The sequence below is a fragment of the Vreelandella olivaria genome (genome assembly GCF_023507745.1).
GTDB lineage: Bacteria > Pseudomonadota > Gammaproteobacteria > Pseudomonadales > Halomonadaceae > Vreelandella > Vreelandella olivaria_A.
This window is the reverse complement of record NZ_JALPZO010000112.1, coordinates 90,763-115,810: the sequence shown is the minus strand read 5'-3', so window position 1 is coordinate 115,810 and position 25,048 is coordinate 90,763. Positions and strand designations below refer to the sequence as shown.

The following is a 25,048-nucleotide window of genomic DNA, read 5'->3' as shown; positions in this document are numbered from 1 at the left end:
TTTAAGCACTATCGGTCTGCTGCAACAGCATCTGCCGCTTAGCCTCGCCACGGCGCATCAAGTACCACGCCAGCAAGGTGGCAAGTGATACGGCCAGGATAATCAATGTGGCCAACGCATTAATCGTTGGCGAGACCCCCATACGCACCGATGAAAACACCACCATGGGTAACGTATTGGCTCCTGGGCCGGATACGAAGCTGGCAATCACCAGATCATCCAACGATAGTGTAAACGCTAGCAACCAGCCAGCTGCTAAGGCTGGCGTAATGACCGGCAGCGTGACAAAAAAGAAGGTTTTGACCGGTGGAGATCCCAGATCCATCGCCGCTTCTTCGATGGATCGGTCTACCTCACGCAAACGCGCAGCCACCACCACCGCCACGTAAGCGCTACAGAAGGTCGTATGTGCAATCCAGATGGTTGCCATACCACGATCAGCGGGCCAGCCTATCAGTTGGGCCATTTGCACAAATAGCAGCAACAATGAAAGTCCGGTGATCACCTCTGGCATGACCAGCGGCGCAGTGACCATGCTGGAGAGAGCTGTCTTACCGCGAAAGTTACCATAGCGCGTCATGACAAATGCCGCGACAGTGCCCAGGCAGACCGCCATGCTGGCCGAAAAAAAAGCGATTTTCAGGCTGGTCCAAACCGCTGACAGGATTTGCCTGTCACGGAACAACTCGGCGTACCATTGGGTGGAAAACCCCGCCCAAACGGTGACCAGCCTTGAGGCGTTGAACGAGTAAACCACCAACACCACCATCGGTAGATACAGAAACAGCAGGCCCACCACCAGCATCACAGTCGTAAAACTGGGACGACGTCGAACACGGCTCATTCTTCAAGCTCCCGTGATTGATAGCGGTGAAACCACACAATGGGTATTAACAATAGCAGCAGCATTACCATCGCCAGTGCCGACGCCACCGGCCAGTCGCGATTCAGGAAAAACTCTTCCCACAGCACTTTGCCAATCATCAATGTATTTGGGCCGCCGAGGAGTTCGGGAATCACAAATTCCCCTACGGCAGGAATAAAGACCAACATTGACCCTGCCATTATCCCTCCCATAGAGAGCGGTAGCGTTACTTTTAAAAAGGTATTGAACTTACGCGATCCAAGATCGGATGCTGCCTCTAACAACGCGTTATCCAGCCGCGTCAGGTGAGCGTATAGCGGCAACACCATAAATGGCAGGTAGGCATAAACAATACCGATCACGACCGCAAACTGGGTGTTCATCATACGCAGCGGCGACTCAATCAACCCTACGCCAATAAGTAAGTTATTGATCAACCCGCTGTTACTGAGAATGCCCATCCAGGCATATATCCGGATCAGAAAAGAGGTCCAGGAGGGCAGCATCACCAACAGCAACAGAATAAGCTGCCAGCGCCCAGGGGCCTGGGCCATGGCGTAAGCCATTGGGTAACCGATCAGCAGACACACAGTAGTGGAAATAAATGCGGTCTTGATCGACCCCCAATACGCGGCAACATACAGTGAATCCGATAACAAAAATAGATAATTACCAAGATTCAAAAATACATGCAGCGTTTGATCGGCGTACTCCATCAATGGCCCATAGGGCGGAATGGCGATCGCTGATTCCGACAGACTGATTTTGAGCACTAGTGCAAAAGGCAGTAAAAAGAACAGCGTCAGCCACACCAGTGGAAACGCAATAACTGCGCGCTTACCCAGTTGCATGCGTTTCACAAAACCTGCAATACGAGATGGCATCATTTAAGGCGATCTCCCAACAGCCAAGCTGGCATCAACGATTGAGTACGATAGCGCTATGGTCTTCCCAGTAGACATAAACGCTATCCTCCCAGGTAGGGCGATCACCCCGTCGCTCAGTATTCGCCATACTGACTTTGATCAACTGCCCGGAAGCAGTGCGCACGTAGTAAAGGGAGTAGCCACCCAAATAAGCAATATCGTCGACTTTGCCCGCTTCCCAGTTGTACTCTGCCGCAGGCCTTTCACGGGTTAGCCAGATTTTTTCAGGGCGCAGCGCTGCCCATACTCGCCGATCCGCCGCTTGGGTGGTAATACCATGATCGATATAAATCGGCCGCGAGAGCGCAGGTGCGGCGATACGACAGTGATCGGCAGCGTCTTCAATAATCTCGCCTTCAAACAGGTTCACGGTACCGACAAATTCCGCCACCATGCGGCTAGCGGGACTTTCATATATATCAACCGGTGAGCCCACCTGTTCGATCCAGCCATCGGCCATAATCGCCACCCGGTCGGCCATTGTCATGGCCTCTTCCTGATCGTGGGTCACCATGATGCAGGTAACCCCTACCTGCTCAATAATCTCGACCACTTCAAGCTGCATTTCCGTACGCAGCTTTTTATCCAGCGCCCCCATGGGTTCATCGAGTAGCAGTAGTTTTGGGCGCTTAGCCAGCGAACGTGCCAGTGCCACACGCTGACGCTGCCCACCGGAAAGCTGGTGCGGCTTACGCCTGGCAAAACGCTCCATATGCACCAGCTTCAGCATTTGGGCCACGCGGGATTCAATGTCTGCCTTTGGCAGTTTGTCCTGCTTCAGTCCAAACGCAATATTTTGCGCTACCGTCATGTGCGGAAATAGGGCATAGGACTGAAACATCATATTAATGGGACGCTTATGGGGCGGCACATTGGTAATGTTTTCGCCACTCAATAGAATCCGCCCTTCACTGGGTGTTTCAAAGCCTGCCAACATACGCAGCAGTGTTGACTTGCCCGACCCCGAGCCTCCTAATAACGCAAAGATTTCTCCACGCTTTACCTTCAGATTGACATCATCCACCGCAAGGGCATCATCGAAACGCTTACTTAAGCGCTTTACCTCCAGCACAATATCCTCGGCAAACCGCGGGGTTTTACCTTGAGAACGTGAGACAGGAGATACCTGCGCAGAAGATGACGGCTCGTTCGACAGGGGCGTAGTGACCATTCGCCACTCCCATCAACAGGCCCGGCTAACCGGGCGTTAAAAAAACAAACAGCGGGCCAAGCATGTCGCTCAGCCCGCCGTTAGGCGGCGATGATTAACGGCCAGACTTAACGCGGTTCCAAGTACGAGTCAGTACGCGCTGGACGTCTTGCGGCTTTTCCAAGGGCACAAACAAATTCTGCATGGTCTCGGCTTCAGGATAAATAGCCTGGTCTTCAAGTATTTCATCCGACAAGTAAGCATTTGCAGCACTATTCGGGTTGGCATAGCGCACATAATCCGTGATTTCTGCCGCAATTTCCGGATCAAGAATAAAATTGATAAACGCATGCGCATTGTCAGGATTGGGGGCATCTGCCGGAATCGCCATCATGTCGAACCATAGCTCGGCACCTTCCTTGGGAATGCTATAAGCGATCGTGAAATCACGTCCGGCATCCTCTGCACGCTCCGCAGCCTGAAAGACATCGCCGGAATAACCAGCCGCTACGCAAATATCACCATTCGCCAGATCAGAGATATAGCGTGAGGAGTGGAAGTAGGTTATATCGTCGCGAATGCGGGTAATGACCTCCCCGGCAGCCTCCAGGTCAGCGCTATCGTTGCTTTGCGGATCCAATCCCAGATAAGACATGGCAGCCGGCAGCATCTCCATACCGGAGTCCATCAGGGAGATACCACAACCGGCGGTACTCAGCGCACTGGTAATCTCAGGGTCAAACAGCAGCGCCCAACTATCGACAGGTGCATCTTCGCCGAGAATCTGCTCAATACGTTCGACGTTATAACCAATACCGTTCGTGCCCCACATATAAGGCACAGAGTACTCGCTACCCCCATCGATATTTTCCAGGCTTGTCATCAACTCGGGGTCAAGGTTACCAAGATTGTCTAACAACGCATGGTCGAGTGGTTGATAGACGCCTGCATTTAGCTGGCGTGTCAGAAAGTGGTTAGACGGCACAACCACATCGTACCCGGAACGGCCTGATAAAAGCGCTGCATCCAGAACTTCGTTACTATCATAAACGTCGTAGGTGACTGCAATACCGGTACGCTCGGTGAATTTTGCCAACGTTTCTGGTGCAATATAGTCTGACCAGTTATAAACCCGCACCTCATCAGCGTGGGCTGCTGCGGCCGCTACGGCAAAAGAGATGGCCGTAACGGCCCCGGAAAGTTTGTGAATGTTCCCCATTCCATTGCTCCTCATCTTAAAATCCAACGAACACCAAACGCACATGTCACCAACATCGTCATCCTCATCCAACCGCCTAGCCATTATAGGTAGGCTAAAAGCAGCTTAGGCGATTATGCGAGCCGTGCGAATTTTGCGGCGCCGCGTCTTCTATCGCAAGTCCATGTGAAAAACTCTTGTATTATGCCCACGGCGTCCCCACCTCCTGGTTAGCGTCAAATGAGAAGGCGCTACTATAGAAAAAAACTATCGGATAAATTCTTTTTTTCAATTTTATCTATTAGTCGTAGATCGTTACTATGACGATCAACACCTTCAGCTATCACCCACCCCATATGGAGATGAATTAAATGTCTTTGATCAATACTGATGTAAAGCCGTTTAAAGCCACTGCTTACCTGAACGGTGAGTTTGTTGACGTAACTGAAGCAGACCTGCAAGGCCAGTGGTCTATCTTCTTCTTCTACCCGGCTGACTTCACCTTCGTTTGCCCAACCGAGCTGGGTGATCTGGCCGACAACTATGCAGAGTTCAAAAAGCTGGGCGTTGAGATTTACAGTGTTTCAACCGATACGCACTTCACCCATAAAGCATGGCACGACAGCTCAGAAACCATCGGCAAGCTTCAATACCCGATGATTGCTGACCCAACACTGCAAATCTCCCGCAACTTCGAAGTACTCATCGAAGAAGCTGGTCTTGCAGAGCGCGGCACCTTTGTTGTTGACCCTGATGGCAAAATCCAGATTGTTGAAATCAACGCTGGCAACATCGGTCGTAACGCTGAAGAACTGCTACGCAAGGTAAAAGCTGCCCAGTACGTGCGTGCAAATCCGAATGAAGTTTGCCCGGCGAAATGGAAAGAAGGCGAAGAGACACTGGCTCCCTCCCTGGATCTCGTAGGCAAAATCTAAACTGCCTATTACTGATGTCTTAAGTCTTCGGGCTTGAGCCTCAGCGCGACACCCGGGTGCTGAGCCCGGGTGTTGCGTTTCTAAACGCCGCTTCTCATGCACCCACTGTTCTCTCTATGCCCGTGTACGTGGTTATCGACTTCACGGTCATGGTAGCGCCGGATTGAGAACATCTATCAGTTGATTGCGAGGAAAACACTGTCATGCTGGACGCCAATTTAAAAAATCAGTTGAAAGCTTATCTGGAAAAAGTGACTCAACCGTTCGAGATCGTTGCGTCCCTCGATGACGGTGCCAAGTCACAGGAACTGCTGGGCTTGCTGGAAGATGTCAGCAGCCTGAGTGATAAAATCACGCTGCAGACAGATGGTCAGGATGATCGCAAGCCATCGTTTGCGCTAAACCGCCCCGGTGAAGACACCGGAGTGGTCTTTGCAGGCATCCCCATGGGCCACGAGTTCACCTCGCTGGTATTGGCGCTGCTGCAAGTGGGCGGCCACCCGCCCAAGACGTCGGAAGAGGTACTTAATCAAATTAAGGTCCTCGAAGGCGATATGCTTTTCGAAACTTACTATTCACTCTCGTGCCAGAACTGCCCGGACGTCGTCCAGGCACTCAACCTGATGGCCATTTTCAATCCCAACATCCGCCATGTGGCCATCGACGGTGCGCTGTTCCAGGATGAAGTGGAAGCGCGGGAAATCATGTCAGTGCCCAGCATCTACCTTAATGGTAAACCGTTTGACCAGGGCCGTATGACCCTGGAGCAGATTCTTGCCAAGGTTGACACGGGTGCCGCTGAACGTGAGGCGAAAAAGCTGAGTGAAAAAGCTGCCTTTGATACCCTCGTCATCGGTGGCGGCCCCGCTGGTGCTGCTGCCGCTATTTACTCCGCCCGCAAAGGTATTAACACCGGTGTCGCTGCCGAGCGTTTTGGCGGCCAGGTATCGGATACCATGAGTATTGAAAACTTTATTTCCGTATCCCATACCGAAGGACCGAAGCTGGTGAGTGCTCTTGAAGAGCACGTCAAAGAGTACGATGTCGATGTGATGAATCTTCAGCGCGCCATCTCCTTCCAAGCTGCTGAAGCAGAAGGCGGTTTGCATGAAGTGACGTTTGAATCCGGAGCGAAACTGAAGAGCAAAACGCTAATTCTCGCGACCGGTGCAAGGTGGCGTGAAATGAATGTGCCCGGCGAACAGGAGTATCGCAACAAGGGTGTTGCTTATTGCCCTCACTGCGATGGTCCGTTGTTTAAAGGCAAACGCGTGGCGGTAATTGGTGGCGGTAATTCAGGTGTCGAAGCCGCTATTGACCTTGCCGGCATTGTCGACCACGTAACGCTATTTGAATTCATGGGTGAAATGCGTGCTGACGCCGTCCTGCAGCGCAAGCTTAAGAGCCTGCCGAATGTCGATGTTATTCTGAATGCTCAGACCACCGAAGTCACCGGTGATGGCAGCCGTGTAAACGGCCTGACCTACAAAGACCGCAATACCGATGAAATTAAAAACATTGCATTGGAAGGTATTTTTGTACAAATAGGTTTGGTGCCTAACACCGAATGGCTGAAAGAATCACCCATCGAGATGTCACCCCGTGGCGAAATCATCGTTGATGCCCACGGTATGACTTCGGTTCCTGGCATCTTTGCCGCAGGTGATGTAACCACCGTGCCTTATAAGCAGATTATTATTGCCATGGGGGAAGGCGCGAAAGCATCTCTGGGCGCATTTGATTATCTGATTCGTAACTAATTGACCGACCGGGCGGCTCCCACCGCCCTACCCGGTATTCCTATTGACGCAAAGACCGTGACGTCACGCCCGCTCTCAGCGGGCTTTTTTTCAGCTCACCAGTTTCACGGCTGAGTATTGGCTTACGCTGCCACTGAAACGGGCACCCGCCCGACACTCCAACTGCACGGCGTTTATATCCCCCTGTACCCTGGCACCAGGCATCAGTGTTAACCGTTCGCTGGCAGATAAAGTGCCTGTCGCGCTCCCATCAACCCAGATCAGACGCCCCTGAATGGTCGCTGTTACAGAGCTGCTGGCGGTCAGATGAATAAGGTGGCGCTCGGCCACCACTGCACCATCGATACATCCCTTAACCAACACCTTTTCATTCGCGATTATCCTCCCCTGAATAGAGGTGGCAGAACCAATATGGCTTCCCCCCTCTACCGTTTCATTGAGTGCTTTTTCTGACTGCCAAGGGAACCCCTCGTTCACAGGATGTACTAGCGCCATGGGTGAATGCCACGCTTCATGCTTTAGCCCAAGCACTTCCCCCTGACCCTGCCACGTTACAACCCGGACTTTCGGAGCAGCTCCCGGCCCTTGTAAAATGCCTCTCTGCCTCTGCGGTGAAGTTGCCGTGAACTTTTTTCTTTGCCGTTTTCCATCCATAATAATCAGCGTCATGATGGCAACACCAAAGAAAATCAGCCATATTTCGGTGCCCATAGCCGTCATACACCTCTTAGCCGTAATAAGTTAATTGTTATAACCGTTCCCACCCTCTTCATCAGCCTGAATACATGGTGAGATACCCGGCATCTCTTGGCTTTATTTATCAGGCAAGCAACGTAAATTAGGGTTTATCCGAAAAGTCGGTGAGGCCAGTCAAGGCAGACAGCAACCAACACTGACTTATTAGTGCTTAACCTGTTTCCACTGGAGCCTCAAATGTTCAGTAAAACCAAGTCCATACCTGTTTCCAAGCCACCCGTGGTAGCCCCAGAGACCTCTCCCCAGGCCACCGACGCTCAGTCTCTTGCCCATAGCGCTCGCCCCAGCACCTCCATCATTGGTGCCAACACACAAGTACAGGGGGATATTCATAGCGAGGAAGATCTAAGGATCGAAGGACGCGTGAAGGGAACGGTAACCTGTAAGCAACATACCGTTACCCTTGGCAGCCAGGGCGAGTTGGAGGGTGATGCTCACGCCCACACCTTGCACGTATCCGGCAAGGTCAATGGCAATCTGGTGGCGCTGCATAAGGCAACCGTGCATAAAGGCGCAGAAGTGATTGGCGCTATTATTACCCCCTGTCTGGTGCTGGAGGATGGCAGCCTGTTCCACGGCAACATTGACATGAACCCCGATAACGAGATTTTCGAGCAGGTGTTTGCATCACAACCCACCTCGTCAACAAGAAAAACACCCAGCCAGGCAACATCGACGAAGAGCACGCTCCCGGTAGAAACCGTATCCAGCGAACAGCCACGTACGGAAACATCATCCTCCGAGTGATTTAACGGGCACATACCGGGCAGGCTGGGTCCCGCAGCACCTGAAAGTGCCGCCACTGACCACTCAGGCCATCGAAGGTGGACAGCCCGTGATGGGCAGTCCCCACCCCACTAAGCAACTTAAACGCCTCAACCGCCTGAAAGCAGCCGATCAACCCTACCAGTGGTGCCATTACACCACTTTCTGCACAGCTCAAGGCGTCATCGTCGCTTTCATTAGCGGGGTAAAGGCAAGCGTAACAAGGGCAAGCCGGATTGCGTGGGTCAAAAACTGCCAACTGTCCGGAAAAACGAATCGCCGCACCGGATACAAGTGGCACATTAGCCTTTTGAGTGGCTGCATTGATGGCATAACGGCTCGAAAAGCGGTCAGTGCAGTCCAGCACCACATCGGCAGCCGCGACCAGCTGTGCCAGCCGTTCTCCATCAACGTAATCTTCAATAGCGGCCACCTGACACTCTGAATTGAGTGCTTGCATACTGGCCTTGGCCGAGCATGCTTTATTGGCACCAATGTCAGCCTGCTGGTGAGCAATTTGACGCTGCAAATTAGACAGCTCGACCACATCCGCATCGGCAATAGTGATACGCCCTACCCCAGAGGCGGCTAAATAAAGCGACGCTGGCGAGCCTAGCCCGCCAGCACCAATAATTAATGCATGGGCACCACGCAGCCGCTCCTGCCCTGCAATATCCACTTCGGGCAGCATAATATGGCGGCTATAGCGCAAGAGTGCCTGATCATCCATCATCGCTTTATTTATCCTCAAATTCCTCGAAATCGGGTATATGCAAGCTAAAACTCTCTTTAACTTCCTCCATTACCACGTAGCTTTTCGACTCTTTCACGCCAGGAAGTGTTAACACTACGTCGCCAAGTAGTTGGCGGTAGGCCGACATTTCAGGAATCCGACATTTCAAAATGTAGTCAAACTGGCCCGATACCAAATGGCACTCTTGTATTTGCGGAAGTTTTTCCACGGCACGGCGAAATTCGTCAAATACCGTAGGGGACTGGGTTTCCAGACTAATCTCTACAAACACCAGCAAATTTGCTTTCAAGGCCCTCGGATCAAGGACCGCCTGATAGCCGCGAATGATACCCGACCGCTCTAGGCGTTTGACCCGCTCTAGGCAAGGGGTTGTGGATAAACCAACTTCTGAAGCAAGGTCTACATAGGAGATCCGTGCATTTTCCTGTAGACAGCGCAAAATTTTAAGGTCGATACGGTCCAGCGTTCTATTTTTAGGTTTCATGGCAGGATCCATTACTGATGAATCGGGCAGTGATTAGAGGAGCCCCAGGGTAACCCGTTCATGGCCACCAACGTCTTGCACACTTTCAACGTTTTGATAGCCAGCTCTTACAAGCGCTTCACGCACCAGGGAGGCTTGATTGTAGCCATGCTCCAACACCAGCCAGCCTCCCATGTCCAGGTGTTCCCTGGCCGCAATGACCAAATGCAATAAATCGGCCATGCCGCCAGCATCAGCTACCAGCGCAGACCGCGGCTCATAGCGAACATCGCCCTGGCACAAATGTGGGTCGTCAGCGGCGATATAAGGCGGATTACTGACAACAATATCGAATGTATCCCTTTGCCCCGCCTGCGTTAAGGCACTAAACCAGTCGCTCTGTACAAATTGCACATTGCTAATCTTAAGGGCTAACGCATTATTGGACGCGGTACTCACTGCTTCCGGGCGTATATCCACCCCTAACACCTGCCAGCCAGGCTTTTCGCTGGCAAAGGCCAGCGCAATCGCCCCGGTGCCCGTACCCAAGTCAAGAAACCTGCCCGTCACGTTCTGCGCGCAATACAGTGCGGCCTCGACCAGCGTTTCGGTATCTGGGCGCGGTATAAGCGTGTCAGGGGAAGTAGCCAACCTCAGGCCCCAAAACTCACGTTCACCGGTTAGATAAGCCACCGGCTGCCCCTGGACCCGTAACGCCAGCAGAGCTTCAAACTGCGTATACGCTTCGACAGGACACTCACGGTCACCCCACGTATAGAGCCAGGTGCGGTCATGCCCGGTTACAAAAGCAAGCAGTGCTTCAGCATCAATCCTCGGAGACGGCGAGCCAGCCTCCTGTAACCGCTGGGTCGACTGTTGTAATAGGGTATCAAAGGTCATCAGCCATCCTGCAGGGCCGATAGCTGTTCCGCCTGATACTCGTGGATCAATGGCTCAATAACCTCATCAAGCTGCTCACCACTGACCACTTCCGTTAGCTTATATAGTGTTAGATTGATGCGGTGGTCGGTAAGCCGTCCCTGGGGGAAGTTATAGGTACGAATACGTTCACTTCGATCACCCGAGCCAACCAGGGAGCGCCGGGCATCTGCCTGCTCCTGGCGCTGCGAGTCAACCGCGTTGCGCTTGAGCTTGGCGGCCAGCAGCGACATTGCCTTGGCACGGTTTTTGTGCTGGCTACGCTCCTCCTGACACTCCACGACGACACCAGTGGGCAGGTGGGTAATACGAATGGCGGAGTCCGTGGTGTTAACGTGCTGCCCCCCTGCGCCGCTGGAGCGATAGGTGTCTACACGCAGGTCAGAGGGGTTGATATCGATATCCCCCACATCCTCGACTTCCGGCATCACCGCGACCGTACAGGCTGACGTATGAATTCGCCCCTGGGACTCAGTGGCGGGCACACGCTGTACGCGGTGCGCGCCAGACTCAAACTTCAAACGCGCATAAACGCCATCCCCCTTTACGCGGGAAATAACTTCTTTGTAGCCGCCCTGCTCACCATGGCTTGCGCTAACCACCTCAACCCGCCAGCCGCGTTTTTCAGCATAACGAGAATACATCCGGAAAAGGTCGCCTGCAAAGATTGCCGCTTCATCGCCCCCCGTACCCGCGCGCACCTCTAAAAATACGCCACGGTCATCGTCAGGGTCTTTTGGTACCAGTAGGCGCTTTAGCTCAACATCCAGGGTTTCAAGCTGCTCACGCCCCTCACTGATCTCCATTTCCGCCAGCTCGCGCATATCTGGGTCGTTGTCGCGGCTAAGCAGCTCAGCTTCTTCCATACTGCTCTCAACCTCACGATAACGCTGCCAGGCGGCTACCAGCTCCTCTAACTCGGAATACTCACGCGAGTAGTCACGGAAGCGCTGCTGGTTATTAATCACCGCGGGATCAGACAGCAGCATTGCCAGCTCCTCAAAGCGGTCAGCAAAGCTATCTAAGCGTTGGCGCAAAGTATCTTTCATGCGGGTGTATCATCCTTCTGGCGTTTTACCAAGGGCGCAGGCTGCTCAAACGCGGGTTTCATGGGTAGCAATAAGCACGGTGCGGCGTTCAGCAGTTCGTGATTTTCCTGGGAGGCAGCTTCCCGTAACGCCAGCGTAGGCTGGTGCATCAAGCGATTGGCCAGTTGATGGGCCAGTCGTTCAATTACCTTGGCAGGGTCCTCACCCCGCGCCAGACGCTCAAGTGCCTGATCGCGTGCATGGTCACGTATAGCCTCACCGTGGCGACGATAGTCACGAATCAGCTCACCACCTTTACGAATCCGGCGCTCATGCTGCCAACTGCCCACGCCGTGTTCAATTAACGACTCAGCCTGGTCAGCGGCCACCTGGCGGTGGCGGCGGTTCTCCTCAATGACCTCTTCAAGGTCATCAACGGTATAGAGGAAGACATCAGCAAGTTCGCCTACTTGTGGTTCGATATCTCTGGGGACCGCGATATCCACCATAAACACAGGGCGGTGACGACGCTTTTTAAGCGCTCGCTCCACCATCCCCTTACCCAGAATGGGCAATGGAGAGGCGGTAGATGAGATAACAATATCCGCATACTCCAGCGCATCAGGGATTTCGGAAAGCGTAATCGCCGTGCCACCCAACACAGAAGAGACCTGCTCAGCACGCTCACGGGTACGGTTTGCAACCGTTAACTGACGAACCCCTGCTTCATGAAGGTGCCGTGCCACCAGCTCAATGGTTTCGCCCGCGCCAATCAACAGGGCTCTTGCACGGCTAAAGTCATCAAAAATACGGCTGGCCATACTGACCGCGGCATACGCCACCGACACGGGGTTTTTACCAATGCCTGTTTCTGTGCGTACTTGCTTGGCCACCGCAAAGGTATGCTGAAAAAGACGCTCCAACTCACCGCCCAAACCTTTCGACTGGCGGGCCTGCTGGTAGGCATCCTTCAACTGCCCAAGTATCTGCGGCTCGCCCAGCACCATCGAATCCAGGCCAACAGCAACCCGCATCAAGTGGCGCGCAGCATCGTTGTCAAGATAATGGTAGGCACAGCGGGAAAGGTCTTCGACACGCAAATTATGAAAGCGCCCAAGCCAATCCAGCACGGCCTGCTCACCAGCGGCATCCGTCACACAATAAAGTTCGGTGCGGTTACACGTCGAAAGCACTGCCGCCTCGCTGATTTGTGGCAAACTACGCAGCTCAGCCAACGCACTATCAAGCTGCGTTGGCGTAAAAGCTACCTGTTCACGCACGGCCACGCTGGCAGTACGATGATTTATTCCCAGGGCAAGAAGCGTCATGCGTTATGCGTCTTCGCTAGTGGATCGGTCGTCACATCACTGTCGGTCTGTCGGTTCAGGGCTTGCTAAAGCAAGTCTATAAGGCAAAGCAGCACCAACGTTGTGCTGACATTCATCTTTTTCAAGGTGAAGTATACTATCACAGCACACCATGTTCTGGCGCACACCACTTTGCCGCAGGCAACCAAGCCGCTATGCTGAACATTCGGCCACTTGATCGAGAGACGCATGCCCCTTCGCGCACCATTATCAGGTTTACCCCTGCTGCCTTTGGCCGCCACGCTCACGCTATTGTTAAGCGGCTGCCAATCTTCGCCCTCTTTTCATGATAACGGGCTTCCCCCCCATTCAAGCGACCCTATGCAATTGGCACCACCGATTACCCGTGGGCTTGACGCTGATGGGCTTAGCGCATTGTTGGCCGCTGAGCTGGCAGGTCAGCGTGGTGATTACCGTTACGCCAGCCAGGGTTACCTGGACGCTTCCCAACGCTACAGTTCCCCGGCGCTTGCCGAGCGCGCAACGTTTGCCGCACGGTTTAGCAATGATATGGCGCTGATAGAGGCATCCGCACTGCGGTGGCATGAGTTGGCCCCACAAGCGGAAATACCCAACCGCCTATTGGCCACTCTTTCCTTACAGCGGGGGGACTGGCTGGGCAGCCTGGAGCAACGTCTGGCCATTGCTCAGGCAGGCGGCAATGGTGAAATAGCCGCCTTTTCTGAAGTGGCTGTGGCCGAAGAAGGCCCCATTGAACTGCTGGTTCAGCCCCTGCGAGCCCATCTTGCGCAACCCGGCGCTGAGCAGCTGGAGTTCCATAGTGACGTGTTGCTTGGCACAGCCCTAATGGAAGCAGCCTTGGGAAATACCCAACAGGCACAGCAAATGCTCGAGCAAGTCACCCGAAACGAGCCGGAATCCACAGCCTTGTGGTTAGCCAAGGCGCGTCTTGCCCTGGAAACCGGCGATCACCGGGCAGCTCAGCTGGCCGCTCGGCAAGGGCTAAGCCTGGCGCCTGACGATGTGCGCTTTGTCCTGATGCTTGCACAGGCTGAAATTCGTTTAAATAACATTGCTGCGGCTGAAGAACAAACCAATACCTTATTGGAACAGCACAGCGGCAATCAGGATTTACGCATTGCGCTTGCCCAGCTTTACCTGGAAGAGGGTCATACCAAACCGGCTTACCTGCTGCTCCAGCCGCTGATCGGTCAGGACACAGTCCCCAATATCGCCTATTACTTGCTGGGAGCTATTGCCCAGTCGGAAGGTGAAATCGATAACGCCCTACTTTACTACCGTCAGGTACACGAAGGTGATGAGTTTCTGCCCGCCAGAGCTACCGCAGCGCATATGCTGATTGAGGATGACCGATTACTGGATGCCCGGGCAATGCTGCGTATTGAGCGAATGCGCCACGATGCCTACTTCGGAGAGCTGGTGTTGCTGGAAGTACAGCTGTTAGACGAACTCAGCCTACAAGAGGATGCAACGGCCCTGTTGGACCGGGAAATCACCCGCACTCCCGACGACACCAGACTGCTCTATATGCGAGCAATGCGCGCGTGGGAGATGGAGGATTTTGCCACCATGGAGCAAGACTTGCGCCACATCCTTGAGACTGAGCCTGATAATGCCATGGCGCTAAACGCATTGGGCTACACACTGGCTGATCTTGATTTACCGGGTCGCCTTGAAGAAGCCCGTGAGCTAATTGAACGCGCCTATGAACTCGATCCTGACAATCCTGCGGTGCTTGACAGCATGGGCTGGGTATATTTCCGCTTAGGCAAGCCTGATGAAGCGCTCTCCTGGCTGGAAAGCGCTTTCGCGCAAATGCCTGACCAGGAAATCGCTGCCCATTTGGCCGAAGTGCTACATGCCCTTGAACGCAGTGATGAAGCGCGTCACCTGCTCCAACAAATGCATCAACGCACCTCCCAGCATCCACATATAGATGAGTTACTTGAGCGCCACCCTGAACTAACACCGCCAAGTACGCCCTAATGCATTACCAGTTGATACCGAATAATGACCAGATACCCTTACGCCATACTGACATGGAGCCCTTTTATGTTGACCTTGTTGCCCACCACTTCACGCTTGTTCATGGCAACGCGCCCAGCTCGCCTGTGGATGGCCAGCCTGACGCTACTGGTACTGGCAGGCTGTGCCAGCCAGGTACCCATTGATGAAGGGGGCCGCCAAGCAGGCCAGTGGGAACACCAACAGGCAGAGGTAGAGGCGTTTGATACCTGGACAATGGTGGGTAAAGCCGGGCTGCGCACGCCTCAGGAAAGCACCAGCGCCAACCTGGATTGGAACCAGCACCCTCACTATTTCCGCATGCTGATTAGCGGCCCATTCGGTGGTGGGCGCAGCGTACTGGAGGGCCGTGAAGGACGCTTCTCACTGACCACCAGCGATGGGCGCTTTGAGGCTGAAACCCCTGAAGCCCTGATGGATGAGCAGCTTGGCTGGTCACTCCCTGTGCGCGCCATGCCCGACTGGGTACGCGGTTTGCCAGGTGACCACGCCAGCTACCAAATGGAGACGGATGAATTCGGCTTCCCCAGTCATTTACAGCAGGATGGCTGGGAAATCGACTACCGGGACTGGGAACAAGTGGAAGGCAAGTGGCTTCCCCGCCGGATGGTTATGAACTACGACGACATCCGCATTACGCTGGTGATTAACCAGTGGCGCTCTTCAGGCAACTAATGGGTCGATAGAGAGTGCGCATGTATACAGAGGTACCACTTACGCTTCCCGCCCCCGCGAAGCTAAATCGTATGCTGCATATTGTGGGCCGTCGTCAAGACGGCTATCACGCATTGCAGACGATCTTTCAGATCATCGATCTGAGTGACCAACTGAGTTTTATGCCGCGCAACGATGGCGCCATTGAGCTCACCAGCCAGGTAGATGGCGTTGCCCATGACGATAATTTAATCGTGCGGGCTGCCCGGCTACTCCAGCAGGCAACCAGAACGGATAAAGGCGCTTTGATCACCCTGGAGAAGCACCTGCCCATGGGAGGGGGACTGGGCGGAGGCAGTTCCAATGCAGCGACCACTCTGATCGGGCTTAACCACTTGTGGCAGACAGGCCTCTCACGTACGGCTCTTGCCGAGCTGGGGCTTGGCCTCGGCGCTGATGTGCCGGTATTTATCCATGGCCATAGCGCCTGGGCAGAAGGCGTTGGAGAGAAGCTCACGCCAATCACTCTGGATACCCCCTGGTTTGTAGTTATCCACCCCCATGTCAGCGTCTCTACACCTGCGGTCTTCCAAGACCCGGAATTGACACGCGACAGCCACGCCATTACTATGGCGCGCGCACTGCAGGGGGGAGCGCCTGAGTGGCGTAACGACTGCGAAGCTATCGTTAGAAAACGCTACCCGCAAATAGCGGAAGCGCTTGATTGGCTCGCACAGCATGCACCTAGTAGTCGGCTGACCGGCACCGGCGCCTGTTTATTTGCGGCATTTGATTCACAGCAGGCCGCACAAGACGTCGCTAAACAGGCAGGTCAGTATTGGCATTCATGGGTCGCACGCGGACTCAATACCTCTCCCCTACAAGATGCTCTGGGCTGCTGAGAGCGCCCGGTCATCGCATTAGGTTAACTGCTGGGGTATCGCCAAGTGGTAAGGCACCGGTTTTTGGTATCGGCATTCCCAGGTTCGAATCCTGGTACCCCAGCCAAACCTGATTATGATCTGCGTTTTCTCCCCTGATCCCCAACACTGCAAAGGTGGCTGCGCGTGTCAAAATTGATGGTTTTCACCGGGAATGCCAACCCCGAACTCGCTCAAAAGATTGCCGAGAGCCTGGACAGCCGTATGGGCAATGCCACGGTTGGTCAATTCAGTGACGGCGAAATCGCGGTCGAGATCAATGAGAACGTGCGCGGTAAGGATGTTTTCATCCTGCAATCCACCTGTGCACCTACGAATGACAACCTGATGGAACTGATCCTGATGGTGGACGCCCTGCGTCGTGCCTCGGCTGCCCGTATCACGGCAGTGGTTCCCTACTTTGGTTACGCCCGACAGGATCGTCGCGTGCGCTCCGCCCGTGTCCCCATTTCAGCGAAAGTGGTTGCTGACATGATGGTAAAAGCGGGCGTTGACCGCGTAATGACCATGGACCTGCATGCTGACCAAATCCAGGGCTTTTTCGACGTGCCGGTTGATAACGTTTACGGCTCACCGATTCTACTGGATGACATTGAGCGTCAGAATTACGACGATCTTGTTGTGGTGTCTCCTGATGTCGGCGGCGTTGTACGCGCCCGCGCTATCGCCAAGCAACTGAACGCCGACCTGGCCATCATTGATAAGCGCCGCCCCCAGGCCAATCAGGCCCAGGTCATGCATATTATCGGTGAAATTGAAGGTCGTACCTGTGTCGTGGTCGACGATATGATCGATACCGCAGGGACACTATGCAAAGCTGGCGAAGCCCTGAAAGAGCATGGTGCCGCCCGCGTTGTCGCTTATGCAACACACCCGATCTTGTCTGGCCCTGCGGTCGACAACATCACCAACTCTGTACTGGACGAAGTCGTTGTGACCGACACTATTCCGCTGGCCGATCATGCGCGCCGTAGCGGAAAAATTCGCCAGTTGAGCGTTGCCGGCCTGATCGCGGAAGCTATCCGCCGGGTTAGCAACGAAGAATCCGTCAGCGCAATGTTCCATTAACGGCTGACGTAGCAGCCCCCTTCTGGGGCCCTGGAAACGTCGTTGTCTGGTCGCGGGCAATGGCGTTTCCTTACTTAAACCAAGAGGCAAATTCCATGTCTGATTTTATCCTGAAAGCCAGCGTTCGTAACGACCTGGGGAAAGGTGCGAGCCGCCGCCTGCGTCGTGCGAACCAACAAGTACCGGCCGTTGTTTACGGCGGTGAAAAAGGTGCTCAATCTATCGCTGTAGAAAAAACTGCGTTCTACAAAGCGATCGAAGATGAGTCCTTCTTCTCCTCGGTTATCAAATTGGTTATCGACGGCACAGAAGAGCAAGTCGTTGTTCGTGACCTGCAACGTCACCCGTTCAAACCGCTTCTGACACATGCTGACTTCATGCGTGTTGATGCCACACATGCCATCACCATCAACGTGCCGCTGCACGTGGTAGGCGAAGAGAAGTGTGTGGGTATCAAGGATCAAGGCGGTGAACTGCACGTTCTGGCGAACGAAGTAGCGATTAGCTGCTTGCCGAAAGATCTCCCGGATTTCCTGGAAGTCGATATCACCAAGGTTGAGCTGGGTACTACCCTGCACTTGTCTGATCTGGCTCTGCCAGCCGGCGTTACATCCGTTGACCTGTCTCACGGTGAAGAGCATGACAACGCCGTTCTGAGCATCACCAAAGTGAAAGTACGTGGCGGTGATGAAGAAGAAGGCGAAGGTGAAGGCGAAGAAGACACCAGCGCTGAATAAGCCCTGGTGAGGTACTGCAACATGCAACTCTGCTTGTGCAGTGCCACCTGGGCCATGCTCTCATGGCCCAGTAATGTTAAAATCAAGCGCTTCGGCGCTTGATTTTTTTTGCGGCCTGCCACCCAGGGCAGTTGCCCTTGGGGCCAGCCGCTGACGTAATGTCAAAAATTTCTCCCAGAAATTTTTTGGAGGTGGGAAGATGAGCCAGGTAACGGCCATTATTGGGTTGGGCAACCCCGGTCCAGAGTACGAGGCCACACGCCATAATGCTGGCTTTTGGCTGGTGGATGCCATTGCCCGCAGCGCCCATACGGAGCTTCGCCCCGAAAAGAAGTTTTTAGGCTTATACGCCAAAGCTCGTATTGGCGATCATGAACTGCACCTGCTCAATCCCACCACCTTTATGAATCGCAGCGGTGCTGCGGTTGCCGCCCTTGCACAGTTTTTCAAACTTGTGCCCGACAACTTATTGGTCGCTCACGACGAGTTGGACCTCCCCCCCGGTCAGGCACGCTATAAAACAGGCGGCGGCCACGGCGGCCATAATGGACTGCGTGATATTATTAGCACCTTGGGTAATCAAAAACAGTTTCATCGCGTGCGTATTGGTATTGGTCATCCTGGCGAAGCACGTCAGGTTACCAACTACGTGCTTGGCCGCCCCGGCAAAGCGGAGCTGGAGGCCATTGCACATGCCCTGGATGAGTGTCAGGCCACGCTGCCTTTCGCACTGGCAGGTGACTGGGCCACGGCCATGAACCGCCTGCATAGCATAAAATAGCGGCATACTCTTTTTTAAACGTTCTTTTTTAACTTAGGCAAGCGCCCCACAGCGGTGCTGCCCTAGCGGCCAGGAAGTAATTTATGGGCTTTAACTGCGGCATCGTTGGTCTACCTAACGTAGGCAAATCCACGCTTTTCAATGCGCTGACCAAGTCAGGTATTGATGCTGAAAACTTCCCCTTCTGCACCATCGAGCCCAATGTGGGTATCGTGCCGATGCCAGACCCGCGTCTGGACAAGCTGGCGGCGATCGTAAAGCCGGAAAGGGTACTGCCCACCACCATGGAGTTCGTTGATATTGCGGGCCTGGTGGCAGGTGCTTCCAAAGGTGAAGGGCTAGGCAACAAGTTTTTGGCCAATATCCGTGAAACCCAGGCGATTGCCCATGTAGTGCGCTGCTTTGATAACGACAATGTTATCCACGTGGCCAACCAAGTTGACCCCAGGGCCGATATCGAAACGATTAATCTTGAGCTTGCCCTGGCTGACCTGGATACCGTTGAAAAAGCCAGCCAGCGCCTTGTGCGCGTGGTGAAAGGCGGCGATAAAGAGGCGATTGCCACCAAGGCCGTCCTGGATAAAATCCAGCCCCATCTGGCTGAAGGCCAGCCTTTGCGTAGCTTTGAGCTGAACGAAGACGAAAAGCGCCAGATCAAGAGCTTCGGTTTCTTAACGCTTAAACCCACCATGTACATTGCCAACGTCAATGAAGATGGGTTTGAGAACAACCCTTACCTGGATATCGTCAAGGAAATCGCTGCCGAAGAAGGCGCAGTGGTCGTGCCTGTATGTAACCAGTTGGAGGCAGAAATTGCCGAACTGGATGACGATGAGCGCAGCATGTTCCTGGCAGAAATGGGTATGGAAGAGCCCGGCCTGGATCGCGTCATCCGTGCGGGCTACTCCCTGCTGGGCCTACAAACCTATTTTACCGCTGGCGTAAAAGAGGTGCGCGCCTGGACAGTTAAGCAGGGCGCCAGTGCGCCTGAAGCAGCAGGTGTTATTCACACCGACTTCCAGAAAGGTTTTATTCGTGCAGAAGTGATTGCCTACGAGGATTTTGTATCACTCGGCGGCGAGCAAGGTGCCAAAGACGCCGGTAAATGGCGCCTGGAAGGCAAAGAGTACATCGTCAAGGATGGGGATGTTATTCATTTCCGTTTTAACGTCTAGCAGCCACCGCAACGTTGTGATTGCTGCCCTGGGCGCACTTGTATGCCTAGGGCAATTCACTCTTGACCTCGCCTCATCTCGCCATCAACCAACCGGCACGCGACCCAGCGCTTATCCTGCTGGCAGGTCTTATCCATGGAAATATGGTGCGTTCTCGACCTACGCTCAACTTCTTCACCTTAAAGCGGTTGACGAGCGGTAAAACTCTGGTATCATTCGCCCCCGTTGAAAGGCTACGTAGCTCAGTTGGTTAGAGCACATCACTCATAATGATGGGGTCCCCTGTTCAAATCAGGGCGTAGCCACCAACCGAATTCAAAAGCCCGCGACACTGTCAGTGGGCTTTTTCGTGTACAGGCGGGGCGCCGACTAGCGCAACACAGGACGGTTTAAAAACACCGTAAGCGCGCGGGTGAGGTAATCCACATCGCGTGTGCCCGCCGTTTCACGAATCGAGTGCATCGCCCACTGGGGCAGCCCAACATCAATGGTGGGCACCCCCACCTCTGTCGCGGTAATCGGCCCAATGGTGCTGCCACACCCCATATCCGCCCGAGTTACAAAAGATTGCACCGGCACATCAGCCTCGCGACACACATCCCGGAAGAGCGCCCCAGTCACGCTATTCGTGGCATAGCGCTGACTGGCATTCACTTTAACGACCGGGCCACCATTAATGGCCGGACCGTGATGCTCATCGTGTTTATCCCGGAAATTGGGGTGCAGCGCATGGGCATTGTCGCAGGATATCATCAGCGATGACTGAATCAGTTGAATCAACGACTCTTCGGTCGCCCCGCCCACCTGGGCATTCAGTCGTTTCAGCACATCACCCAAAAACGGTCCTTGCGCGCCACAGGCACTGGCACTGCCGACTTCTTCATGATCATTGGCCACCAGTAGCGCCCCCTGGCTGCCATCACAGTCAAGCAGCGCCTCCAGCCCAACAAAGCATGACAAAAGGTTATCCAGGCGCGCACTGGCGATTAGCTCACGCCGCACCCCCAACAGTGATGGCGGCTGTACATCGTAGAAACCCAGCTCAAAATCCACCACTTCAACCGCGCGCAGCCCATGCTGCTCTTCAAGCCACAGAGCAAGCAGATCATTGAGCCTATCGGTATCGCTCTGCATTAATACCGGTGACATTTGTGTTTGCGGGTTAATCGTACGCCCGGCATTGACATCCCGGTCCATATGAATCGCCAGACTCGGGATCATCGCCACAGGACGATCAACATTGATCAGTACACTTTCCAGACTGCCATCTGCGTGGCGCACATGAACACGCCCCGCCAACCCCAGGTCACGGTCAAACCATGGTGCCAACAGCACACCGCCATACACCTGTATACCCAACTGTAACCAGCCTGCTGCATATTGCGTGGCATGGGGCTTCAAATGTAGCCCTGGGCTATCAGTATGAGCCCCCAGCATCCGCAAACTGGTTAACGCTCCAACCGGCAGTTGAAAGGCAATCACAGACGAGTCGTTACGCGTCACGTAATAACGCTTTCCTGGCGCAAGGTGCCAGTTTTCTGTCTCTTCCAGGCGTTGAAAGCCCGCCTGCTCCAAACGCTGTATCATGTTGTACGTTGCATGCCAGGGAGTCGGCGAGTGGTGTAGAAAATCGCATAGCCTGGTTAAACGTTCTGCGTTGAAAGCTTCGGACATGGAAATCCTCATAACAGTAATGATTGAGTCTCACAGGGTAAATGACCTGCTACAATGCTCCCCTGGCCTACGCAACTCATAGGCTAACAGCATGTCTAGGGAAGAATGAGTGTACACAAATCCGGGAGAGCTTGACTGATGAGCTTGTTTGCAACGCTTTCGCGCTCGGTCGCCCTTGCTGTGATGTTGGTAATTACCAGCCCGGCAGCGCTGGCGCAACTCGCGCCGACCGACGAACAACGCCAAGCGGCAATGGAAATAGCGGATTCGCTCCGTTATGGCCACTATGCTGATATTAATTTCGACGAGCAGTGGTCGCAGGAAGCTTTCCAGCGCTATCTGGACATTCTGGATGGGCAGCGTGCGTATTTGCTTAACCGCGATATTGAGCCCTATCGGCATCTTGAAAACGAGATGGCTGAAGCACTTTTCAGCGGCAATCTGGACGATGCTTTTGCTCTGTACAACCAGTTAAGCGACCGGCACACCGCGCGGCTTGAGTGGCTGTTAGCGCACCTTGATGAAGGTCTTTCATTTGAGTTTGAAAGTGATGAGCGTCTCGAAATCGACCGGGAAGATGCACCATGGGCCACCCGCGAAAGCGAGCTGGACAGGCTATGGAACAAACGGCTCAAAAACGATGCCCTGACCCTGTCACTCACAGGTCAGGACGACCAGCAGATTGAGGACAACCTGCGCCAACGCTACGAAGGCCAGCTTACACGACTCCGACAGGCTGAGCCTGAAGATGTATTTGGTCTACTGATGGCGGCTATTTCCAGTACCATCGACCCGCACACTGGTTATCTATCCCCTCGCCAGGGTGAATCCTTTGATATTCAGATGAGCCTCTCACTTGAAGGGATTGGTGCTCTGCTTCAAGCCGATGGCGAATACGTCAAGGTCTCAAGTCTTGTACCCGGAGGGCCGGCTGACCGCGCAGGAGTCCTGGAACCCGCGGACCGGATCATTGCTGTCGGCCAGGAAGATGGCGACATGGTTAACGTTGTCGGCATGCGCCTGGATAATGTGGTCGACCTGATTCGCGGTCCGAAAGGCTCAGTGGTACGGCTTGATGTCGTCCCCGCCCAAGCAGTGGATATGACACGCTCGCAAATCGTGGAAATCACCCGCGACACGGTCAGCCTGGAAGATCAGGCCGCCCACAGTGACATTATCGAAGTAGAGCGTGATGGTAAGCCCCACCGCATTGGTGTGATCAACATCCCTACGTTCTACGTTGACTTCGACGCCTGGCAGGCGGGCGAAGAGGAGTACCGCAGCACTACCCGTGATGTCGCCCGCGAGATCGAACACCTTAAGGAAGAAGGCATCGAAGGGATTGTACTTGACCTGCGTAATAACGGCGGTGGTGCATTACAGGAAGCCAACTCACTGATTGGGTTATTTATTGATCGCGGCCCCACCGTTCAGGTACGGGATGCCCAGGGCCGTATTCAGCTCTATGGTGATACCGAAGCAGGTACCCTTTACGACGGACCGCTGACCGTTCTGGTTAACCGCCTCTCTGCCTCTGCATCAGAAATCTTTGCCGGCGCCATTCAGGATTATGGCCGCGGCATTGTGGTAGGCACCCCTACCTTTGGTAAAGGCACCGTACAAACGCTTAACGAACTTAGCCACGGGCAAATCAAGCTGACCCGCGCCAAGTTCTATCGTATTTCCGGGGATAGCACCCAGAACCGCGGCGTAGAACCGGATATTATTTTCCCCAGCCTCATAGACCCTGAGCGGATTGGCGAAAGCAGCCTGGATAACGCCCTGCCCTGGGATACCGTGCAAAATGTTCAATATCGCCGCTATGGTACGCCGGAACATGCGCTCCCTACGCTCATAGCCCAGCATGAGGCACGGGCCAAAGAGAACCCCAACTTCCGCTACCTTGAGCGCCAGTCGGCCCTGGCACGCCAGCTACGTGAGCAGCACACCAGCGTGAGCCTGAACCGTGACCAGCGACAGCGCGAGCTGGAAGCCCAGGAAGCTGAGCAACTTTCCCTCGAAAATCAGCGCCGCCGTGCCCTGGGCCTACCACAATTGGAAGAGTGGATGGATGCCAGAGGCGACGGCACCGAATCGGGCACTTCCGATGAGGATGATAACGGCGATGAAATGCCCGTTGATCGAGCCCATGTACTGGAAGCCGCCGAGGTACTGCTTGACTACGCTCATCTGCAAGACATACAACGGATGGCAAAACGTTAATCAGACAACTGGAACTAGACGTTACATAATAACGCCAGCTCAAGAGCTGGCGTTATTCATTGCCTTGAAGCAAACATTATCAGATTAGCAAAGTGCTGCCCGCCGAGTGGGACGATCACCCATCTTTTCCAACCGCTGGCCCAGCGCCTCCAAACGTAACGCACTGCCCTGCGCTCCTGCACGAATAATCTCTAACACCCACTCAGGCAGCTGCGCGGCCAGGCGGTAGTGAACCCACTGCCCCTCCCGCTGATCGCTAAGCAAGCCACACTGGCGCAACTGGGCTAAATGACGTGACACCTTAGGCTGCGACTCCTCTAATGCATAGGTCATTTCGCATACGCAAAGTGACTGCTCTTTTGCAATCAGGAGCACCAGCATGAGACGCGTTTCATCACTTAAACACTTAAATACCTGCAGCGCATGCAGGCTGGCTGCTTTGCCCATGACCGTCTTCCCGAGCAATGATTAACAGATAGAGTTTACGTTACAAGAGCCACTGACGGTGAGACGAACAAGACCACCGAAATGCTACAGCAGCAGGCGATAAAATCGACAGGCATTAATAGATAAAACTGCCAGAGACATCGCTATGTAAAGGCTGTACTCTGTATAAGAGTATGAAAACCCAATTAAACGAGAAGATAGAAAAAAGATGGCTCCCCGAGCAGGACTCGAACCTGCGACCCAATGATTAACAGTCATTTGCTCTACCAACTGAGCTATCGGGGAACGGTTACCTTGAGAGGCAAATATGGCAGAACAGCAATTTGGCTCCTCGAGCAGGACTCGAACCTGCGACCCAATGATTAACAGTCATTTGCTCTACCAACTGAGCTATCGAGGAACATCATAGTTTGCTGTTGTGTTCGATAACGGAGC

General features: G+C 54.0%; 23 protein-coding genes and 4 tRNA genes. 13 read left to right on the top strand and 14 right to left on the bottom strand.

Annotation, left to right across the window (positions count from 1 at the left end):
• Nucleotide 1: 1 nt before the first annotated feature.
• The 4 genes from HP566_RS10160 to HP566_RS10145 all read right to left on the bottom strand — a co-directional run bounded on the left by HP566_RS10160 (nucleotide 2) and on the right by HP566_RS10145 (nucleotide 4,160).
• Nucleotides 2-844, bottom strand: a complete 843-nt coding sequence (locus HP566_RS10160; protein ID WP_249977143.1) for an ABC transporter permease subunit — start codon at nucleotides 842-844, stop codon at nucleotides 2-4.
• Nucleotides 841-1,752, bottom strand: a complete 912-nt coding sequence (locus HP566_RS10155) for an ABC transporter permease subunit (RefSeq protein WP_249977142.1) — start codon at nucleotides 1,750-1,752, stop codon at nucleotides 841-843. Before HP566_RS10155 ends, HP566_RS10160 begins: the two co-directional genes overlap by 4 nt.
• A 31-nt stretch (nucleotides 1,753-1,783) precedes the next feature.
• On the bottom strand, nucleotides 1,784-2,962 hold the full coding sequence (locus HP566_RS10150; protein WP_249977141.1) for an ABC transporter ATP-binding protein: 1,179 nt from the start codon (nucleotides 2,960-2,962) through the stop codon (nucleotides 1,784-1,786).
• A gap of 94 nt (nucleotides 2,963-3,056) precedes the next feature.
• Entirely contained in the window at nucleotides 3,057-4,160 is a 1,104-nt protein-coding gene (locus tag HP566_RS10145) for a polyamine ABC transporter substrate-binding protein (protein WP_249977140.1), read from the bottom strand.
• A gap of 350 nt (nucleotides 4,161-4,510) precedes the next feature.
• Here HP566_RS10145 and ahpC point away from each other — a divergent pair, with 350 nt between their 5' ends.
• Together ahpC and ahpF are read left to right on the top strand one after the other, a co-directional pair.
• Entirely contained in the window at nucleotides 4,511-5,074 is a 564-nt protein-coding gene (ahpC, locus tag HP566_RS10140) for an alkyl hydroperoxide reductase subunit C (protein ID WP_249977139.1), read from the top strand.
• A 203-nt stretch (nucleotides 5,075-5,277) separates the two neighbouring features.
• The gene (gene ahpF / locus HP566_RS10135; protein ID WP_249977138.1) at nucleotides 5,278-6,834 is read left to right on the top strand and encodes an alkyl hydroperoxide reductase subunit F; all 1,557 of its coding nucleotides are present in this window, start codon (nucleotides 5,278-5,280) and stop codon (nucleotides 6,832-6,834) included.
• Nucleotides 6,835-6,924: 90 nt separating this feature from the next.
• Here ahpF and HP566_RS10130 read toward each other — a convergent pair whose 3' ends face one another.
• Nucleotides 6,925-7,554, bottom strand: a complete 630-nt coding sequence (locus HP566_RS10130) for a bactofilin family protein (RefSeq protein WP_249977137.1) — start codon at nucleotides 7,552-7,554, stop codon at nucleotides 6,925-6,927.
• Nucleotides 7,555-7,767: 213 nt separating this feature from the next.
• Here HP566_RS10130 and HP566_RS10125 point away from each other — a divergent pair, with 213 nt between their 5' ends.
• Entirely contained in the window at nucleotides 7,768-8,337 is a 570-nt protein-coding gene (locus HP566_RS10125; protein ID WP_249977136.1) for a bactofilin family protein, read from the top strand.
• 1 nt (nucleotide 8,338) lies between these two features.
• On the opposite strand, the gene HP566_RS10120 is transcribed toward HP566_RS10125, so the two are convergent.
• The 5 genes from HP566_RS10120 to hemA are packed head-to-tail and all read right to left on the bottom strand — an operon-like array spanning nucleotide 8,339 to nucleotide 12,867.
• Nucleotides 8,339-9,088, bottom strand: coding sequence for a HesA/MoeB/ThiF family protein (locus tag HP566_RS10120; protein WP_249977135.1), 750 nt, complete (start codon nucleotides 9,086-9,088; stop codon nucleotides 8,339-8,341).
• A gap of 4 nt (nucleotides 9,089-9,092) precedes the next feature.
• Nucleotides 9,093-9,593 carry an Lrp/AsnC ligand binding domain-containing protein gene (locus HP566_RS10115; RefSeq protein ID WP_249977134.1) on the bottom strand — a complete coding sequence of 167 codons (501 nt, stop codon included), beginning with the start codon at nucleotides 9,591-9,593 and terminating at the stop codon, nucleotides 9,093-9,095.
• Nucleotides 9,594-9,626: 33 nt separating this feature from the next.
• Complete coding sequence (prmC, locus tag HP566_RS10110) at nucleotides 9,627-10,472, bottom strand: peptide chain release factor N(5)-glutamine methyltransferase (protein WP_249977132.1); 846 nt, start codon at nucleotides 10,470-10,472, stop codon at nucleotides 9,627-9,629.
• On the bottom strand, nucleotides 10,472-11,560 hold the full coding sequence (prfA, locus tag HP566_RS10105) for a peptide chain release factor 1 (RefSeq protein WP_249977131.1): 1,089 nt from the start codon (nucleotides 11,558-11,560) through the stop codon (nucleotides 10,472-10,474). The genes prmC and prfA overlap by 1 nt, the downstream gene beginning before the upstream one ends.
• Entirely contained in the window at nucleotides 11,557-12,867 is a 1,311-nt protein-coding gene (gene hemA, locus HP566_RS10100; RefSeq protein ID WP_249977130.1) for a glutamyl-tRNA reductase, read from the bottom strand. The genes prfA and hemA overlap by 4 nt, the downstream gene beginning before the upstream one ends.
• A 228-nt stretch (nucleotides 12,868-13,095) precedes the next feature.
• On the opposite strand from hemA, the gene HP566_RS10095 reads away from it, so the two are divergent.
• The 9 genes from HP566_RS10095 to HP566_RS10055 all read left to right on the top strand — a co-directional run bounded on the left by HP566_RS10095 (nucleotide 13,096) and on the right by HP566_RS10055 (nucleotide 20,577).
• The gene (locus tag HP566_RS10095) at nucleotides 13,096-14,874 is read left to right on the top strand and encodes a tetratricopeptide repeat protein (RefSeq protein ID WP_249977129.1); all 1,779 of its coding nucleotides are present in this window, start codon (nucleotides 13,096-13,098) and stop codon (nucleotides 14,872-14,874) included.
• Nucleotides 14,875-14,940: 66 nt separating this feature from the next.
• A complete protein-coding gene (lolB, locus tag HP566_RS10090) occupies nucleotides 14,941-15,588 on the top strand; it encodes a lipoprotein insertase outer membrane protein LolB (protein WP_249977128.1) in 648 nt (215 codons plus the stop codon).
• Between the two features lie 20 nt (nucleotides 15,589-15,608).
• The gene (gene ispE / locus HP566_RS10085; RefSeq protein ID WP_249977127.1) at nucleotides 15,609-16,469 is read left to right on the top strand and encodes a 4-(cytidine 5'-diphospho)-2-C-methyl-D-erythritol kinase; all 861 of its coding nucleotides are present in this window, start codon (nucleotides 15,609-15,611) and stop codon (nucleotides 16,467-16,469) included.
• Between the two features lie 31 nt (nucleotides 16,470-16,500).
• A tRNA-Gln gene (locus HP566_RS10080) sits at nucleotides 16,501-16,575 on the top strand.
• Between the two features lie 59 nt (nucleotides 16,576-16,634).
• A complete protein-coding gene (locus HP566_RS10075; RefSeq protein ID WP_188638138.1) occupies nucleotides 16,635-17,576 on the top strand; it encodes a ribose-phosphate pyrophosphokinase in 942 nt (313 codons plus the stop codon).
• A 95-nt stretch (nucleotides 17,577-17,671) separates the two neighbouring features.
• The gene (locus HP566_RS10070; protein ID WP_249977125.1) at nucleotides 17,672-18,313 is read left to right on the top strand and encodes a 50S ribosomal protein L25/general stress protein Ctc; all 642 of its coding nucleotides are present in this window, start codon (nucleotides 17,672-17,674) and stop codon (nucleotides 18,311-18,313) included.
• A 199-nt stretch (nucleotides 18,314-18,512) separates the two neighbouring features.
• Complete coding sequence (pth, locus tag HP566_RS10065) at nucleotides 18,513-19,094, top strand: aminoacyl-tRNA hydrolase (RefSeq protein ID WP_249977124.1); 582 nt, start codon at nucleotides 18,513-18,515, stop codon at nucleotides 19,092-19,094.
• A gap of 83 nt (nucleotides 19,095-19,177) precedes the next feature.
• Nucleotides 19,178-20,269, top strand: coding sequence for a redox-regulated ATPase YchF (gene ychF / locus HP566_RS10060; RefSeq protein ID WP_249977122.1), 1,092 nt, complete (start codon nucleotides 19,178-19,180; stop codon nucleotides 20,267-20,269).
• 231 nt (nucleotides 20,270-20,500) lie between these two features.
• Nucleotides 20,501-20,577, top strand: a tRNA-Met gene (locus tag HP566_RS10055).
• Nucleotides 20,578-20,638: 61 nt separating this feature from the next.
• On the opposite strand, the gene HP566_RS10050 is transcribed toward HP566_RS10055, so the two are convergent.
• Nucleotides 20,639-21,943, bottom strand: coding sequence for a M18 family aminopeptidase (locus tag HP566_RS10050; protein ID WP_249977121.1), 1,305 nt, complete (start codon nucleotides 21,941-21,943; stop codon nucleotides 20,639-20,641).
• 138 nt (nucleotides 21,944-22,081) lie between these two features.
• Here HP566_RS10050 and HP566_RS10045 point away from each other — a divergent pair, with 138 nt between their 5' ends.
• Nucleotides 22,082-24,166 (top strand): carboxy terminal-processing peptidase, encoded by a 2,085-nt coding sequence (locus tag HP566_RS10045; protein ID WP_249977120.1) that lies wholly within the window; start codon nucleotides 22,082-22,084, stop codon nucleotides 24,164-24,166.
• 84 nt (nucleotides 24,167-24,250) lie between these two features.
• Here HP566_RS10045 and HP566_RS10040 read toward each other — a convergent pair whose 3' ends face one another.
• From HP566_RS10040 to HP566_RS10030, 3 genes are all read right to left on the bottom strand, one after another.
• Nucleotides 24,251-24,613 carry a metalloregulator ArsR/SmtB family transcription factor gene (locus tag HP566_RS10040; RefSeq protein ID WP_249977119.1) on the bottom strand — a complete coding sequence of 121 codons (363 nt, stop codon included), beginning with the start codon at nucleotides 24,611-24,613 and terminating at the stop codon, nucleotides 24,251-24,253.
• A gap of 209 nt (nucleotides 24,614-24,822) precedes the next feature.
• Nucleotides 24,823-24,898 (bottom strand) — tRNA-Asn (locus tag HP566_RS10035).
• Nucleotides 24,899-24,937: 39 nt separating this feature from the next.
• Nucleotides 24,938-25,013 (bottom strand) — tRNA-Asn (locus HP566_RS10030).
• Between the last annotated feature and the right edge of the window lie 35 nt (nucleotides 25,014-25,048).